The organism is Psychrobacter immobilis (genome assembly GCF_904846225.1).
GTDB classification, from domain to species: domain Bacteria; phylum Pseudomonadota; class Gammaproteobacteria; order Pseudomonadales; family Moraxellaceae; genus Psychrobacter; species Psychrobacter immobilis_F.
Genome location: NZ_CAJGZJ010000012.1, coordinates 1 through 16,047 on the forward strand (window position 1 = coordinate 1; position 16,047 = coordinate 16,047).

Here is a 16,047-nt window from a genome sequence, read left to right on the forward strand (position 1 = left end):
TAATGAGGTGCGTATTATAGACGCTTTAATTAGATTGTCAAGAAATAAATTATTTTAATTTAGAAGTAACTTAAAATAGTTTATCTGGTTGGCTAGTTTACTAGAATGATGAATCATTCCCTAAACTGCCTTCCCTTCCGACTGGGACGCATTATACGTGGTTTTAATAAGGGGTCAAGGGGTTATTTCATAGATTTAGCAATTTACTTCGGTCAATATTAAATACTCGCTTTGTTTCAATACGTTATACGCTTAAATGAGTTTGATGTTATTTGCAGAGATAGGAGTTTGGTTGTTGTTTGCTTAGGTTAGGGTTTGCTGGCATAAAAAAGCCACTATTCATGATAGTGGCTTTTTAATAAAATTTAAATTTAGAATCTGCAATTATTAGCGTTTTTGCAACAACAATCACTGGACTACTTATAGTCAATCAACTCTATACGTAATCAATCGCCATCATCAGGCATAGCGCCATCATGATGACAATAGAGAGTCCAAAAATTTTATAAGCCCATTTGATTTGTTGCTCAACTTGGTCTTGCTCGCTATTGACCTTGATAGGTTTCATGGCGACAAACAGCCAATAGCCAGATAATAGTAAATGCACCCCTAAATACCAGTAACCTGTCGCTTTTAAAGCTGTCAGCAAACTGCCAATAACGATGAACAAGGCAATGCTGATAGTAATATGCCATTGCGTCGTTCTAAAAGAGTGCTTGACTGGTAGTACTGGAATATTGGCTGCGCTGTAGTCTGTTTTGCGAAACACAGCAATGGCATACGCATGGGGCATTTGCCAAATAGCAAACATCGCAAACAGCACCCAGTACACAGCATCGATAGAAGGTGTTAAAGCAGCATAACCAATAACTGGAGGAATAGCACCAGAGAAACTGCCTATAAAAGTACCCCAAACAGATTGGCGTTTAAAATACAGGCTGTAAAAACCGACATAGACTACGTAGCCGAACAATGCTGAATACAGTGCCAATGGAGTGGTAGCGGCTAAACATAACACACCTACTCCTAGCAACAATACCGCATAGATTATGGCATTAGTGATAGAGAGCTGACCGGTGACCAAAACACGGTCACAAGTGCGTTGCATCTTTGAGTCAATATCGCGGTCGATGATATTATTGATCACACAACCAGAGGCTATCACAGTCAAGGTACCAACCAAGACTTGAATCAACACCAGCCAATCAGGATTACCTCTAGCCGCTAGGAAATATCCACCTAACACGGTGATAGCATTACCGAACACGATGCCAGGTTTGATCACCTGAACAAGGGGTTGCTTGGCAACATCGAGTTTTAACTGTGCAAGTTTATTCATGATTGTCCATCAATTAATATCGTCATGATACCTTAAGTTCATTGGCAAATCGTTGCCATTTAGCACCGTAATGAGTCCTAGCGTAGCGACTCATTATTAAGGCATTTACGATAACTTGCGCCAACTTGCAGCGCAGATAATAAAGGCAGAAATTTACTGCTGCATCTCAGGCATATCTGAATGATCAGACATGTTTGAGTGATCTTCTTGGGTAGCACTAGCATCACCACCTTGCGTGGGCGCTTGATACGTATCCGGTAGATTTAACTTATCCTCAAATCCTTCAAGCTCACGATCTAATCGAGGGGTACCATCTGCATTAGTAGGCATTTGCATAGGCATCTCTTTGTCCATACCCATACCCATGTCCATATCCATGTCCATGTCTTGACCCATACCAGGCATCATGTGTTCGTTGGCATTGTGCATGATCCATAAGGAACCGACCATAACAATTGCAACCACAAATAGCGTGAACAAAAAGCTGAAAAGCGTATTGCGCTGTTCAGGGCTAAAGTCCATATGCAAAAAGAAATAAACTTGCACAAAAACCTGTACAGCGGCGAAGACACCAATCATCCAAATTGCACTGGTTCCTGACATTGTACCGCTCATTACCAGCCAAAAAGGAATAATCGTTAAGACTGCCGATAGTACAAAGCCGGTAAGGTAACTATTTCTACTGCCATGACTACTCTGACCGTGGCTGACATCCCCATGTGCATGAGCTTGTTGTGCTGCATGCAAATCTTCATTTTTCATAATGCCACTCCTACTAGATACACTAGTGAAAAGACGCAAATCCACACGATATCCAAAAAGTGCCAGAACAGACTTAGACATCTCAAACGCGTCATCATACGCTCAGAAAGACCAAACTTATTTATTTGGAATAGTGTAAAGAACAACCAACAGATACCGACCGTTACGTGAATACCATGCAAACCTACTAAGCTAAAGAAGCTTGATAAGAAAGCACTGCGACCAGGTCCAAAGCCTTCAACAATCAGATGATGGAATTCATAAATCTCCATCCCAATGAAACCCATGCCGAATAGTGCAGTAATAACCAGCCAAGTCTTCAGCTTTGCCATATTATTCTGATACGCACCAAGCATAGCAAAGCCAAAGGTAATACTACTGATCAGTAGCAAGAAGGTCTCAATTAAAACAAACTTAAGATCAAAAATATCCTTAGGACCTGGACCATCTGCTACGCCAACATTTAATACGGCATAAGTGGCAAAAAACGTCGCAAACAAAATCAAGTCGGTCATCAAATAAACAAAGAAACCTAGTACTTTATTGCCCTGCGCATCCAGATGATCTGGATGGTGTGGATCACTAAGGTTAAAATAGTCTAAGTTACCTTTGTTGTTATTATCAGACGGCAACAGCTGCTCACCGTTGTCGTCTGGTAAGTTGCTGTTAGCTTCATGCTTGCTCATACTTTCGGTACCACTCATAATCCATCTCCTGCGTGGGCCGTACGAAGACGCTCGTAATAAGCATTTTCAATTACTTCGATTTCATGAACCGGCACCACATAATCAATATCACGCTTATTCGCTTCACGAATAACAAAGAAAATCATGACTAAGAAAGAGGCAATGACCAACCACCAGATATGCCAAATAAAGGCGAAACCAAAGACAAATGTCAGTAGACCAATGATCACACCAGAATCGGTATTCTTAGGCATATGAATTGGACTGTAATACTCAGGCGCTTTGTCTGAAGTCCAACCACCCTCTTTCAGATAAGCCAATGCATCAAGATCATTGATGACCGGTAACTGAGCAAAGTTATAGAACGGTGCAGGTGACGGCGTGCTCCATTCTAAAGTACGACCATTCCAAGGATCACCGCTAACATCAGCAAGACGTTCACGATCACGATAACTGACATAAAACATCATTAGCTGGCTGAAAATACCGAACATAATAATAGCGGCACCGATAGCAGCAATGATTAACCAGAACTGCCAAGAATCATTAGCATAATGGTTGGTACGGCGCGTCATACCTAGGAAACCTAGAACATATAGCGGCATGAAGGCTGTAAAGAAGCCGATGATCCAGCCCCAAAAAGCGCGCTTGCCCCATTTTTCATCCAAACGATAGCCAAACATTTTCGGCCACCAGAATGCAATACCTGCAAAATAACCAAATACCGCACCACCAATAATGGTGTTATGGAAATGCGCGATAAGGAACAGACTATTATGCAACACATAATCAATACCAGGAACCGCCAGCATAACGCCTGTCATACCACCAACAGTAAAGGTAATGATAAAACCAATGGTCCACATAATCGGAGTACCGAAAATAATCTTGCCGCGATACATGGTAAACAACCAGTTAAAGACCTTAACCCCTGTGGGAATGGCAATAATCATGGTAGTAATACCAAAGAAAGCATTCACATTAGCGCCTGAGCCCATCGTGAAGAAGTGATGCAACCAAACGATGAAACTTAAGATAGCAATCACTAGAATGGCATAGACCATACTGACGTAGCCAAAAAGTTTTTTCTGTGAGAAAGTCGAGATGACTTCTGAGAAAATACCAAAAGCTGGTAATACCAAGATGTAAACTTCTGGGTGACCCCAAATCCAAATCAGGTTGATATACATCATGACGTTGCCGCCGGCATCATTGGTAAAGAAATGCATACCAAGATAGCGGTCAAGCGTCAGCATAATTAATGTTGCAGTCAATACAGGGAAAGCGGCAACGATCAAGATATTGGTACAAAGTGCTGACCAAGTAAAAATAGGCATATGCATCAGGTTCATACCAGGCGCACGCATTTTTAAGATAGTCACTAAGAAGTTGACACCCGTCAGCAACGTTCCCAATCCTGACAGCTGCAAGGCCCAGATGTAATAATCTACCCCCACTGTCGGGCTAAAGTTAAGCTCTGATAATGGTGGGTAAGCCAACCAGCCTGTCGCCGCAAAATCACCAATCACTAGCGAAACGTTGACTAGTAGAGCACCAGTCACGAATAGCCAAAATGACAGTGAGTTTAGAAACGGAAAGGCCACATCGCGCGCACCAATCTGTAGAGGTACGATCGCATTCATTAGTCCTACGACCAATGGCATAGCCACAAAGAAGATCATGATCACGCCATGGGCCGTGAAAACCTGATCGTAATGATGCGGCGGTAAATACCCTGTGCCAGGGTAATTGGCCAGCATCTGATGGGTACGCATCAAGACGGCATCACTAAAACCGCGTAGTAACATTACTATAGCTACGACGATATACATGATACCAATTTTTTTATGGTCAACCGAGGTCATCCAATCATGCCAAAGTGTGCCCCAAAGCTTCTTTTTGGTTAGAAAAATTAAAACTGCTAGCCCAGCCAAGGCCATCATACCACCAGCCATCATAATGATAGGCTCGTGGAAAGGTATTGCCTCGAGGGACAATCTACCGAATATTGCTTCCATAGTCGCCTTTCCTATTATTGAGCGTCAGCTTCTTGCGCATCATCTTTATTTGATGGCGCTGCTGGATTAATACTACCTTCGCCGTCATTCTTCAAATCAGACTCCAGACCTTCTGTCACAGCGACTTCATTATCACGCTGATTGACTTCGCTTGGCGCTACAAACTGATTTTGATTCTGTGTGTGAGAACCATATTGATTCACAATATAATCAAACATGTTAGGTTGCGTCGATTTAAAATATTCGATGGCATGGTTCTCTGATGGTTTCGCTAATTCTTCATAGACAGCGGTATCAAGAACTTTGTTGTCCCCAGCTTTAACTTTAGCTACCCAATTATCAAAACCTTGATTATCAACAGCATGAACTAAGAACTTCATGTCTGAAAAACCAGGTCCACTATAGTTAGAAGATAGCCCATTATAGACACCTGGTTCATTGGCAACTAGATGCAGCTGCGTTACCATGCTTGACATGGCATAAATTTGGCCACCAAGTCTAGGAATGAAGAATGAGTTCATCACTGCATCAGAGGTAATCTTAAAGCTGACTGGTCGATCTACAGGCATATAAAGCTCATTTACAACGGCAATATCTTGCTCTGGATAGATAAACAACCATTTCCAGTTTTGCGCCACAACTTGAATCACAAGCGGTGGGTTATCACTGGTCGTCTCTAGCGGCTTATAAGGATCGAGTGCGTGGGTACTTTTCCACGTAATTACACCTAAGATAGCGATAATAATAATAGGGATAGTCCACATTATTATTTCAATCCAAGTGTTATGTGACCACTCTGGATCGAAGTCTTTATCGGCATCTGGTCTATCCGCACGATAGCGGTAGGTAAACCAGACAGTCATGACGATGACTGGTATAACCACAATCAACATCAAGATAGTAGTAACAATGAGAAGCTCTTTAGTTTGCACGCCAACTTCGCCTTTGGGATCCAATATCCCAGTATCACAGGCAGTTAGGAGCAAGCTGCTTATCAATACCACTAAGTTGGCTTTTAGCCAGATCGGTAATTTGAAAAACGTCATGCCTTGTTAACCTTATATTCGGTCAGTCTTGTTAGCATCTGCTAAGTTTCAGGGTCACTCTATAGATGGCGCAATGTCTTCAAATACGTCAAAAAATGACGCTGGACTTTGATCTCATCTGTACTCTTATATAGTATTCATTGTCATAGCATAATCACTCTCACCAATCGAAATTCAGTAGAGTGAACATGTGATAACCATCAAACTACAAAGAGATTGAGCATTAAATATATTGAAACAATGATCAATAGAATAAATCTTAATACTCACCTACCCAATTAAAGCAGTAGAACAGGCCTAAAAAACAGTAGCAATAATGCTCTGTTTCGATCAGTCTGAAAGATTGGGGGTTGGTAAGTCGCTTTACTAAGAGGGTATCAATATTTAAGAGCCGCTTACTTTAATGCTGAATTTTGTCTGAATAACAGAACAAATATTGCATGCCATATACAAGGTATAGAGGCATTAAAAGCAAACCTTTCTAATTCACTAATACTATACGCTTCTATTTTTTAAAAACACTATTTGCAATAGAGTAGAAATAAAAAAACATGTTTTCAATACTTAAAACATATATATTAACATTGAAAACTTGATTAAGTTCAAAAATATAAAATTTCATCTAAAATCAATGAGTAGAATAGCCGGAATTACTTGATATTTGCTAAGAAAAACTGGTATCCAATAAATATTGTATTGGTATTCGTTAATAATAAGGCGTTAAAGCAAATTTAGCTATCACTCATCGTAGCCCTAAGCGTCTAAAATCTTACACATGCTAGCTAATATGTTCGTTTGAGTAGATCAACCTCACACTTCTAATAGTACAGTAGATACTTATTAGAAGAATATCGGCTATTTGTTACAAGAGCGGTAAAATAGTGCTATTAATTATGACTAAGTCAACAGTAGATATATATTTTAGAATACCCTTGTATGACGATAGTGCTAAATCAGAGACGCTTACGTAAGGTAGTAACGATCCCAGACAAAGCGTAGATAACACCAATGGCTAAAATACCCACAGGTATGTCATAGATCACAATACTTATGACCAATACACCAATGATAAGAACGACAAAAGGGACTTTCTTTTTATCAAACTCTTTAAAGCTGTAGTATTTGACGTTGCTTACCATAAGTAGGCCACAAACGACGACCCAAGCTGCGAATAACAGCATAACTGCCGTATCATACTGGCCAATCCATTCATTATGATCGACCGCCACCATCACAGCTGCTGTCACTAATATAGCGGCGAGCGGACTTGCCAAACCGACAAAGTATTTTTTATCGACGATACCCACTTGCACATTAAAGCGTGCCAAACGAAAAGCACCGCAGGCCGTAAAGACAAAGGCACAACCCAAACCAATGCGGCCAAGTGGCTCTAAGGCGAAGCTATAAATCAAAATAGCAGGTGCAACACCGAATGCCAACATATCTGCTAAAGAATCATACTGCTCACCAAAGGGGCTTTGCGCATTAAGCATACGCGCAACTCGCCCATCTGCGCCATCAAGAATGGCAGACAAGAAAATAGCTAAAGATGCTTTGTAAAATTCACCTTGTGTACTAGCCAAAATCGAGTAAAAGCCTGACAATAGCGACAAAGTAGTAATCAGGTTAGGTGCTAAATATACACCGCGACTAACCACTCGTTTGCCTTCTGCCACTTCCGCTTCAATGACTTCGAATGTCAGACCATCATAGCTGTCATTATCCGCTAAGCGAATATTAAACTCATGCTCATCAATGAAAGGCGGCTGAGTTGCTGCGTTGTCTTGTAATAATCCATCGTTTAAAGATGTATTATTTGATTGGCTTCTAGGTGGTTGCACGTTAGTCATCTCAATATCCTTATTTGCCGATATATTATTCGACTATTCGCCAACCAGCCAGCGTACATTCGTTGCACTGTCAGGTGTTAAGTCTGGCGCATCTGCCACCTTTAGGGCGGGCTGTAAAAAGCGTAAGATTTCACGCGCCTGATTATCAAACTGCCAAGGTGGATTGATAACGAGCAGACCCGTACCATTTAGACCAACGGCCACATCATTTGGATAAATGTTTAACTCACAAACCAGCTGACGTCTCATTTCAGTACGCTTAAGCTTTTTGTAGAACAGCTCAACCGCTTCAACATTTTTGATAGGGAACCAAAGCGCATAAGTGCCTTGTGGCCACTTATTATAAGAAGCCACTAACAGATTGATAAGGCGTGTAAAGTCTTTGTGCTCTTGCTCATAAGGAGGGTCAAGGAAAATTAGACCGCGTTTCTCTTTTGGGGGAATGACCGCAGCGATACCTTCAAAAGCATCACGATGTTGGATGCCGATTGGTAGTTTATGCAACTGATAATTTAGCGCATCATATTCGCTAGCTTTGGCTTCAAAAGCTTCACCGCGTACGCCCGCATCAGGATTTTTTTCAACATGATGGGCAATCCACCAAGGAGAGCCGGGATAGACTTTACTATCATAAGTAAATCTGGCTTGCTTAATGCCTTCCATATAGTCTTTGACAGCGGCTGGTGCCTTTTCGGTATCTGCCTTTAATAAAGCTTGAATACCACCTTTGGCCTCCCCTGTCTTGCGCGCTTCTTCACTGCTGAGTGAATACAGTCCACGACCGCCATAAGCGTCAAGCACATAAAAAGGTTTTTTCTTCTGCCCCAATTGATTGAGGAGTTGTACCAATAAAATGTGTTTAACCACATCAGCAAAGTTACCAGCGTGGTAGGCGTGTTTATAGTTCATAATCTCAAAAGTTTAAATAAGAAAAATTACATCTATGGTAGCATAGGCAGACTAAAAGATAACGATGGTTTTGGTAAAAAGGCATTGATTGACGGTGTATTGACCACTGAATGACAATAAAGAGATGAAATGACGAAGATTATTAGCAATCTTGAGGTTACAAAGCTGATCGTCGATCATCCGATCGGTCAGGATAATCCGCCCATGCTTTTTGTGCCGACTAATGACAAGAGCGCGAAGCCGCCAAATCAGCACGTTCTAAAAATGTCTGACTTTGATGTAAATTGGGAAGACAGGCTAACAAATACGCAGTTTGATACGTTTGTGGATGATGGCTGGCTAATCATTGATAATGTTTTTGACAGTACCGCATTATTGGCGCTGCAAGCAGAAAGTGGTTTTATTGATTATCGTGATGCCGAGCTGACTGCTGGTGTGCGTATCAGCGATATTCGCGGTGATAAGATTCGCTGGATTACTGACAGCTTCTTTGCTGGGTTTTATTATTTGCAAAGTATTAATGCGCTTGCCTCTTTATTCAATCGTAGCTTGTTCGCCGGTATTCGTCATAGTGAAGCACATTATGCCTGCTATCCAGTGGGCTTTGGCTATCAATTGCACAGCGACAACCCTGCTGGGCGTGACGAACGTGTTATCTCAGCGGTCTTTTATCTCAATGACGAATGGGCAACCCACGATGGTGGTGCGTTAGAAGTCGTCGATAAACACGGTGGCCATCATAATGTCATGCCTGTTGCCAATAGATTGATAATATTTGACAGTGACCTCAAGCATCAAGTGCAAATTGCGCATCGGCAGCGCTACTCTATCGCCACTTGGATGCGCCGAGATGGTTTAGTACCCTTTGTTGAACAGGGCAATTAATACTCAATGGCTAACAAACCGTTTATCATGCTCAATTTTGCAAAGATTTTAAAAGCGGTGTAATTGATAACACACAATATAAAAATAAATAGGTGGATATCACTATAGTGTCACTAACGCCATCAAAACGTTAACAGTTAACTTTAAATATAAAAGGTTTATCCATGTCTGATTCCAATAAACAAACAACGACTCATCAACAAGCGACCCTAGATTTAAGTATTGCGTTGTTGGAGCGCCCTTCGGTCACTCCAGATGATGACGGTTGCCAAGACATACTATCATCTCGACTAAAACAGGCGGGATTTGACTGTGAGTTTATGTATTTTGGTGATAAACAAAAAAGCGGTGAGCATGCAGAAGTCAAAAATTTATGGGCACGCCGTGGCACAGCCGATCCGGTAATTTGCTTCGCAGGTCATACCGATGTCGTACCAACTGGTGATATAAATAATTGGACATATCCGCCATTTACGCCCACTATTGCAGATGGTTATTTATGGGCACGCGGTGCTGCTGATATGAAAACGGGTATTGCCGCTTTTACTATTGCAGCTGAACGCTTCGTTGCTAATCATCCTGAACATAATGGCTCTATTGCCTTTTTAATCACCTCAGATGAAGAAGGCCCGTCAGTTAATGGCACAGTTAAGGTCATTGAGACACTAGAAGCGCGTCATGAAAAAATTACTTATTGCCTCGTTGGTGAGCCATCAAGCACGGATACGCTGGGCGATATTATTAAAAATGGTCGCCGCGGCTCATTGGGTGCAGAACTTACCGTCACTGGTAAACAAGGCCATGTAGCCTACCCGCATCTCGCGTCTAATCCTATCCATGCCGCCATGTCAGCATTAGCAGAATTGACAAACGCCACTTGGGATACTGGTAATGATTACTTCCCTGCGACGTCTCTACAAATCTCTAATATCAATAGTGGCACAGGGGCGACCAATGTTATACCCGAAACTTTAGAGGCCATATTTAATTTCCGTTTTTCAACAGAAACCACTGAAGATGAGCTAAAAGCAAAAACGCACGCTATTTTCGATAAGCATTTCGTTGATAGCAAAGCAAATTATGCGATCAATTGGAAGCTATCTGGTCAGCCGTTTTTGACACCTGAAGGTAAATTGGTATCAGCATGCCAAAAAGCTATCAAAAAAGTGACCAATATCGACACGACGCTATCAACCTCTGGTGGCACATCAGACGGACGTTTTATCGCACCAACGGGTGCCCAAGTGGTTGAGCTTGGTGTGCGTAACGCGACGATTCATCAGGTCGATGAAAAAGTAGAAGTGGATGATTTAGGAAAGCTCGCGCAGATTTATGAAGGGATATTGGAGAATTTGCTGCTTGATTAATTGCCGTTATTCAAAGTAAAAAAAGCGCCCTCTGATACAGATTGGGCGCTTTTTTTATTATTTTAATGTGAATGGCTTAAAAAACTTACTAAATGATGATCTTAACTCATATGTTTTCATGTTTTTCAAAACCAATTTCAGATTAAGATTGTTGCATAATGACTTTTAATACGTATAATTTTATTCAATACCAATATAAAGATCAACTTGACCATATTCTAGATTGCCACCGATATAATGCTCAAAATCAACATTGTACGTTCGTACGTGTTCACAGCTGCGATCATTAAAATAGGTCCAAGCCTTTTCCCAAGCATTCATCACGGTATATGGCATTCTACCCTCTTCAGAGAACACCAAATACTTTTCTGCAGGAATATTTACTGTTACTACGTTTGCAGCCTTAGCGGTATTGTCTGATGGCTCTTGCTCACTGTTTATTTTCCAACCCGCCACAACATCAAAAGCGCCTACCAAATCATCGCTCTCATAGCTATGATAAACACCATAAATGTCTTCACCTTTAAGAAGATCACCCGCATGGTTTTGATAAAATTTTTGCCATAGACGACCCAGCTTAGCTGTTTCTTGGCTAATCTCAGCGTTATTAGTAGTACGAACGCTAATGCCACTGCAAGCAATCGCTTCGGGTAGCTCTTTAATTTGTGGAGTCATGATGTTGCCTATCCTGTATATTTATTTGGTTTTTTATTTGAGATAACATTTAAAACTATACTTAAATCAGTGCTTAACGTTGCAGCATTTGTCTAATCCGCTTCATCAATCCAGTTCATCTGAATGGCTTCTAAGATACCTTCGTTAGATTTTTGTGGATCATCATCGAAACCTTCAAGTTCAGTTACCCAGCGATGCAAATCAGTAAAACGTACATACTGTGGATCTGTCTCTGGGAATTTTTCATACAACTCAATGGCGATATCTAAGCTGTCGGTCCATTTTAATTTTTGTGGTGTCATAGTGGTTCCTTAATTTTTCATCACTTTTATAAAACGTTAATTATTTTCACAAAATAATATGATCGACTTAATAGGCTCTATCCTACCAAAATTCGCCAGATGATTATAGACAAGTTCTCTATGCTTTCACTGTCTGTTTGGCGGATTTAATGGCTACTTGATGCTTATTCCATGTAGTAATGACATCGGTTAGTTGCTCTCCCATCATATCTAGCACCTCTGGCACCTGCTGTTGTCCTTTTTTATCCATCAAGACAAACTTACTCATACCAACACTCATGAGCTGGTTTTTCACAAAGAATCGATGTTCGAAATATACATATTTATGGTCCCAACCTGCAACTGCGCTACTCAGCGTCATTTTGTCCAAAAAATTGATTTGTTTCAAATAAATCATTTCTTGCATCGCAATCACCCAATTTAAAGGCTTGATGCCTTTTTGATGACAGCACGCCATTAGCCAGCGGGTCACATTTAATTCAATAAAAGACAGATAACGGTAATTGGGCAGATGATCACGAAAGCCCATATCATGTGGTAATACGCGATAATGACGGACTGTTGGTGCGGTCAAGGTCTCTATACTAAGACGCTCAGTGACCGATTGCTGTTTGAGTTGTTGTTTTAGCAGACTGCTCATAATAAAAAAACGTATCAACATATTCATAAATGACTCTCTTATTTCTTAATATTTATAATTGGTACTTATATATAGCCAGTGAAAAGTAATATCGATACGTCACGCACTGCTGCTATTAATTTTTTTGCTTGCTGTACCTGCGCAGACAGAGGCTGCAAAAATTTGATATCAGCAGTACCGTAGCGTTTTTAAGGTATTTTGACTATAGTCGATTCAATTTAAAAATGGTACAAGGCAACCGATTGCAGATGTATCAGTCATACTTCAAGCGAGGTTAACGCTGTAACAATTTTATAAGGGAATGACTATATCGTAGGCAATAATATCCAAGTCATAATTGCCGCACACTTTAACGCAAAAAAGCCACCTCAGTGACTTTTTATTGACAAGCTCCTATGTAAAAGCTTATTTCAAAGTTTAATAAGCACCATTAATACTCCGAACCATCTCTTCAACCATTTTCTTCGCATCGCCAAAGATCATCATGGTTTTGTCCATATAGAACAAGCTATTATCTAAACCGGCATAACCCGTGCTCATTGAGCGCTTAATCACCATCACCGTTTGGGCTTTCGTCACCTCTAAAATCGGCATCCCAAAGATTGGAGACGTCGGATCATCCTTCGCAGAAGGATTCACCACATCATTTGCACCAATGACTAACACCACATCGGTACTGGCGAAGTCTGAATTGATCTCATCCATCTCAAGAATGTCATCATAAGGCACGTCCGCTTCCGCCAATAACACGTTCATATGTCCTGGCATACGACCTGCGACCGGATGAATAGCAAAGCGTACATTGACGCCTTCTTCTTTTAACAACTCATACAGCTCTTTGACCGCGTTTTGTGCACGGCCTTGCGCCATCCCGTAGCCGGGAACAATCACCACACTACTGGCATTGGCCATGAGGAAACCTGCGTCTTCTGCTGAGCCTGCTTTGTAATTCTTTGGCGCGCCATCATCGCCGCCTGCTGCTACTGCTGCCGTACCCATACCACCAAATAAGACGTTGAGTAATGATCGATTCATGGCTTTACACATGATATAAGATAAAATCGCACCTGATGAGCCAACGAGCGAACCTGCGATAATCAGCATCGAGTTGCCAAGCGTAAAACCAATGCCTGCGGCGGCCCAACCCGAAAATGAATTCAGCAAAGAGACAACGACTGGCATATCGCCACCACCAATTGGCGCAATCCACATCCAACCAAATATAACCGCAATCACTGCCATCGCATAAAAGGCTGGTAGCGAATCCGTGACGAAATACACGCCACCGAAACCAATCATCGCAATGAACAATAATGCTTGGACAGGTTTGACCCAACTGCCGACCAGTGTCTTCGCCCAGCTTTTTGCCGCCAATTTACCAAAAGCAAAGACAGACGCTGAAAAGGTAATCGCACCGATGAAACAACCGATAAACAGCTCAACTCGGGCAACGGCGCCATGCTGCTGCTCAGTATGAAGTACCGTTGCTAACGCAATCGCCACTGCTGCTAAACCGACAAAAGAATGCATCAAGGCAACCGTTTCTGGCATTTGGGTCATCGCGACTGTCTTTGCCTTCCACATTCCGACAACAGCACCTAAAACCATCGCGCCAATAATCAACCAAAGGACAGGGCCTTCTGCTAAAAAGAATGTCGTTATGACCGCAATCGCCATTGCTGCCATACCAAAGCGATTACCACGAATAGCAGTCTTTGGGCTGGATAAACCCCGTAAGGTCAAGACAAAGAGAATAGCGCCAACCAGATAGAACCAATCAGCATTCGCAGAAATCATAGCTGTTAAATCACTCATGCGCCGCCTCCACTTTCAGTGGTATTGGTTTCAAGAGCAGAGATCTTTTTTACTTTCGGTTTAAACATCGCAAGCATCCGCTCAGTCACGGCAAAACCACCAAAGATATTGATACTGGCCAAAAATACGGCAAAGGCTCCAAGCAAGCTGGTCGGCGTAAACATCGATCCATCAATCGTGACGGTCTGTAGCATCGCACCCACGATGACGATACTTGATAGTGCGTTGGTTACTGCCATCAACGGCGTGTGTAATGCTGGGGTCACGCCCCAAACGACGTAGTATCCGACAAAAATAGCGAGCACAAATACCGTGAAAATCGCTACAAATGGTGTGCTACTCATGGCCGCACCCGCTGGCGCTGCCGCTAAAACAGTGGCAATCATCATATCCTCCTAAAAATTATTTTGTGTCTGGGAATGAAATCATCGAGACTTGAGAGTTAGCGCTGAACGAGGCGTACCTGACTATCATGTGTCACCGCCAGTGCGCCTTGAATCTCATCATCCATGTCTAAGTTAAGGGCCAAGCTAGGTGATGCGTCATTTGCTGAAGCGTCGTCGCTAGCAGGCGCAATCAAGGTGGTGATAAAATTAACCAAGTTATTGGCATATAAGTCTGAAGACTGGGCAGCAAGTTGTGAGGGAATATTAGCGGCACCAACGATACGTACGCCATTTTCTGTGATGATAGTCTCGTTAGGCACGCTGCCTTCGACATTACCGCCAGTACCAGCCGCCATATCGATGAGTACTGAACCCGCCTTCATTTTGGCAAGCGTTGCCCCGTGTACTAAACGCGGTGCTTGACGACCAGGAATCTGTGCCGTGGTAATGACGATATCAGCATGACTCAAGGCTTTATCAACGATGGCTGCTTGGTCTTTAATATATTGTGCTGATGGCGTCCACGCATAGCCGCCTGTGGATTTAGCGGTCTCAGCTTCCTCTGCACTCATCGGCACATCAAGCCACTTACCTCCTAATGACTCGACTTGCTCGCGAGCGGTCGGACGTAAGTCACTGGCTTCTACCACGGCACCCAAACGCTTGGCAGTAGCAATCGCCTGCAAACCCGCCACACCAACGCCTAAGATGACGACCTTGGCAGGCTTAACTGTTCCCGCTGAGGTCATAAACATGGGAAACGGACGCGAGTATTCATTGGCGGCGAGCAACACAGCTTTATAACCGGCAAGGTTGGCTTGTGAGGATAGTACGTCCATATTCTGCGCCCGTGATAACGTACGCGGTAATAGCTCCATGGCAAAGGCGGTCGCGCCTTTGGCTGCATAAGTATCCAGTTGTGTATTGCGATACGGATCAAGCATGCCTATGACGATTTGCCCCGCTGTCAAACTCTCTGTCACCGCAGCAGACAAGTCATTGACCGTGGTAATAATCTGAGACTGGGTGACGACTTCGGTGCTGCTATTAGCAATGTCGGCACCTACGGCCTGATACATCTCATCAGCGTAATACGCTGCTTGACCTGCACCTGACTGTATGACGACGTCAAACCCAAGCTTACGCAATTTTTTGACTGCGTCTGGGGTTAGCGCGACTCGACTCTCACTTGCGACATCTGCACTGATTACACCAATTCTCATATCGTCTCCTTACTTCTTAATGACTATCCTTAATACCTTCAATGCACATTTAAAAAGCACAGAGGACAAAAAACCTTTGGCCTATTGGTTAAATATTAGCAACCAAAGATTATCAATTTAATAAATGATAGATACTTTTCCATC

At 42.4% G+C, this 16,047-nt stretch carries 15 protein-coding genes; 2 read left to right on the forward strand and 13 right to left on the reverse strand.

The window, feature by feature from the left end; all coding sequences use genetic code 11:
• Nucleotides 1-436: 436 nt before the first annotated feature.
• The 7 genes from cyoE to JMX48_RS09070 all read right to left on the reverse strand — a co-directional run bounded on the left by cyoE (nt 437) and on the right by JMX48_RS09070 (nt 8,610).
• Nucleotides 437-1,339 carry a heme o synthase gene (gene cyoE, locus JMX48_RS09040; RefSeq protein WP_201536894.1) on the reverse strand — a complete coding sequence of 301 codons (903 nt, stop codon included), beginning with the start codon at nt 1,337-1,339 and terminating at the stop codon, nt 437-439.
• Between the two features lie 153 nt (nt 1,340-1,492).
• Nucleotides 1,493-2,101, reverse strand: a complete 609-nt coding sequence (cyoD, locus tag JMX48_RS09045; protein WP_201536896.1) for a cytochrome o ubiquinol oxidase subunit IV — start codon at nt 2,099-2,101, stop codon at nt 1,493-1,495.
• Nucleotides 2,098-2,805: a cytochrome o ubiquinol oxidase subunit III gene (gene cyoC, locus JMX48_RS09050; RefSeq protein WP_227687963.1), complete on the reverse strand. Its 708-nt coding sequence runs from the start codon at nt 2,803-2,805 to the stop codon at nt 2,098-2,100. The genes cyoD and cyoC overlap by 4 nt, the downstream gene beginning before the upstream one ends.
• Entirely contained in the window at nt 2,802-4,805 is a 2,004-nt protein-coding gene (cyoB, locus tag JMX48_RS09055) for a cytochrome o ubiquinol oxidase subunit I (RefSeq protein WP_265088779.1), read from the reverse strand. The genes cyoC and cyoB overlap by 4 nt, the downstream gene beginning before the upstream one ends.
• 14 nt (nt 4,806-4,819) lie before the next feature.
• Complete coding sequence (gene cyoA / locus JMX48_RS09060) at nt 4,820-5,851, reverse strand: ubiquinol oxidase subunit II (protein WP_201536898.1); 1,032 nt, start codon at nt 5,849-5,851, stop codon at nt 4,820-4,822.
• Nucleotides 5,852-6,804: 953 nt separating this feature from the next.
• The gene (gene pssA, locus JMX48_RS09065) at nt 6,805-7,701 is read right to left on the reverse strand and encodes a CDP-diacylglycerol--serine O-phosphatidyltransferase (protein WP_227687964.1); all 897 of its coding nucleotides are present in this window, start codon (nt 7,699-7,701) and stop codon (nt 6,805-6,807) included.
• 33 nt (nt 7,702-7,734) lie between these two features.
• On the reverse strand, nt 7,735-8,610 hold the full coding sequence (locus tag JMX48_RS09070) for a 23S rRNA (adenine(2030)-N(6))-methyltransferase RlmJ (RefSeq protein ID WP_201536900.1): 876 nt from the start codon (nt 8,608-8,610) through the stop codon (nt 7,735-7,737).
• Nucleotides 8,611-8,739: 129 nt separating this feature from the next.
• Between JMX48_RS09070 and JMX48_RS09075 the strand changes: the two genes are divergently transcribed.
• Both JMX48_RS09075 and dapE read left to right on the forward strand, forming a co-directional pair.
• The gene (locus tag JMX48_RS09075) at nt 8,740-9,495 is read left to right on the forward strand and encodes a 2OG-Fe(II) oxygenase (protein WP_201536902.1); all 756 of its coding nucleotides are present in this window, start codon (nt 8,740-8,742) and stop codon (nt 9,493-9,495) included.
• Nucleotides 9,496-9,659: 164 nt separating this feature from the next.
• The gene (dapE, locus tag JMX48_RS09080; protein ID WP_201536904.1) at nt 9,660-10,862 is read left to right on the forward strand and encodes a succinyl-diaminopimelate desuccinylase; all 1,203 of its coding nucleotides are present in this window, start codon (nt 9,660-9,662) and stop codon (nt 10,860-10,862) included.
• Between the two features lie 180 nt (nt 10,863-11,042).
• Here the strand turns inward: dapE and JMX48_RS09085 are convergent, their stop codons facing one another.
• The 6 genes from JMX48_RS09085 to JMX48_RS09110 all read right to left on the reverse strand — a co-directional run bounded on the left by JMX48_RS09085 (nt 11,043) and on the right by JMX48_RS09110 (nt 15,903).
• Nucleotides 11,043-11,537, reverse strand: coding sequence for a GyrI-like domain-containing protein (locus tag JMX48_RS09085; RefSeq protein ID WP_201536907.1), 495 nt, complete (start codon nt 11,535-11,537; stop codon nt 11,043-11,045).
• 92 nt (nt 11,538-11,629) lie between these two features.
• Nucleotides 11,630-11,839 carry a Fe-S cluster assembly protein IscX gene (iscX, locus tag JMX48_RS09090; RefSeq protein ID WP_201536908.1) on the reverse strand — a complete coding sequence of 70 codons (210 nt, stop codon included), beginning with the start codon at nt 11,837-11,839 and terminating at the stop codon, nt 11,630-11,632.
• 118 nt (nt 11,840-11,957) lie between these two features.
• The gene (locus tag JMX48_RS09095; protein ID WP_201536910.1) at nt 11,958-12,506 is read right to left on the reverse strand and encodes an acyl-CoA thioesterase; all 549 of its coding nucleotides are present in this window, start codon (nt 12,504-12,506) and stop codon (nt 11,958-11,960) included.
• Between the two features lie 390 nt (nt 12,507-12,896).
• Complete coding sequence (locus JMX48_RS09100) at nt 12,897-14,294, reverse strand: NAD(P)(+) transhydrogenase (Re/Si-specific) subunit beta (protein ID WP_413786357.1); 1,398 nt, start codon at nt 14,292-14,294, stop codon at nt 12,897-12,899.
• Nucleotides 14,291-14,638 (reverse strand): proton-translocating transhydrogenase family protein, encoded by a 348-nt coding sequence (locus tag JMX48_RS09105; RefSeq protein ID WP_201537045.1) that lies wholly within the window; start codon nt 14,636-14,638, stop codon nt 14,291-14,293. The genes JMX48_RS09100 and JMX48_RS09105 overlap by 4 nt, the downstream gene beginning before the upstream one ends.
• Before the next feature lie 98 nt (nt 14,639-14,736).
• Nucleotides 14,737-15,903, reverse strand: a complete 1,167-nt coding sequence (locus tag JMX48_RS09110; protein ID WP_201536912.1) for an NAD(P) transhydrogenase subunit alpha — start codon at nt 15,901-15,903, stop codon at nt 14,737-14,739.
• Nucleotides 15,904-16,047: the final 144 nt, after the last annotated feature.

Coding starts and splice junctions, on each gene's coding strand:
- cyoA (WP_201536898.1), bottom strand. CDS start 5,851: ATGACGTTTTTCAAATTACCGATCTGGCTAAAAGCCAACTTAGTGGTA.
- dapE (WP_201536904.1), top strand. CDS start 9,660: ATGTCTGATTCCAATAAACAAACAACGACTCATCAACAAGCGACCCTA.
- pssA (WP_227687964.1), bottom strand. CDS start 7,701: ATGACTAACGTGCAACCACCTAGAAGCCAATCAAATAATACATCTTTA.
- cyoE (WP_201536894.1), bottom strand. CDS start 1,339: ATGAATAAACTTGCACAGTTAAAACTCGATGTTGCCAAGCAACCCCTT.
- JMX48_RS09105 (WP_201537045.1), bottom strand. CDS start 14,638: ATGAGTAGCACACCATTTGTAGCGATTTTCACGGTATTTGTGCTCGCT.
- JMX48_RS09075 (WP_201536902.1), top strand. CDS start 8,740: ATGACGAAGATTATTAGCAATCTTGAGGTTACAAAGCTGATCGTCGAT.
- JMX48_RS09070 (WP_201536900.1), bottom strand. CDS start 8,610: ATGAACTATAAACACGCCTACCACGCTGGTAACTTTGCTGATGTGGTT.
- iscX (WP_201536908.1), bottom strand. CDS start 11,839: ATGACACCACAAAAATTAAAATGGACCGACAGCTTAGATATCGCCATT.
- cyoC (WP_227687963.1), bottom strand. CDS start 2,805: ATGAGTGGTACCGAAAGTATGAGCAAGCATGAAGCTAACAGCAACTTA.
- cyoD (WP_201536896.1), bottom strand. CDS start 2,101: ATGAAAAATGAAGATTTGCATGCAGCACAACAAGCTCATGCACATGGG.
- JMX48_RS09100 (WP_413786357.1), bottom strand. CDS start 14,294: ATGAGTGATTTAACAGCTATGATTTCTGCGAATGCTGATTGGTTCTAT.
- JMX48_RS09110 (WP_201536912.1), bottom strand. CDS start 15,903: ATGAGAATTGGTGTAATCAGTGCAGATGTCGCAAGTGAGAGTCGAGTC.
- JMX48_RS09085 (WP_201536907.1), bottom strand. CDS start 11,537: ATGACTCCACAAATTAAAGAGCTACCCGAAGCGATTGCTTGCAGTGGC.
- cyoB (WP_265088779.1), bottom strand. CDS start 4,805: ATGGAAGCAATATTCGGTAGATTGTCCCTCGAGGCAATACCTTTCCAC.
- JMX48_RS09095 (WP_201536910.1), bottom strand. CDS start 12,506: ATGAATATGTTGATACGTTTTTTTATTATGAGCAGTCTGCTAAAACAA.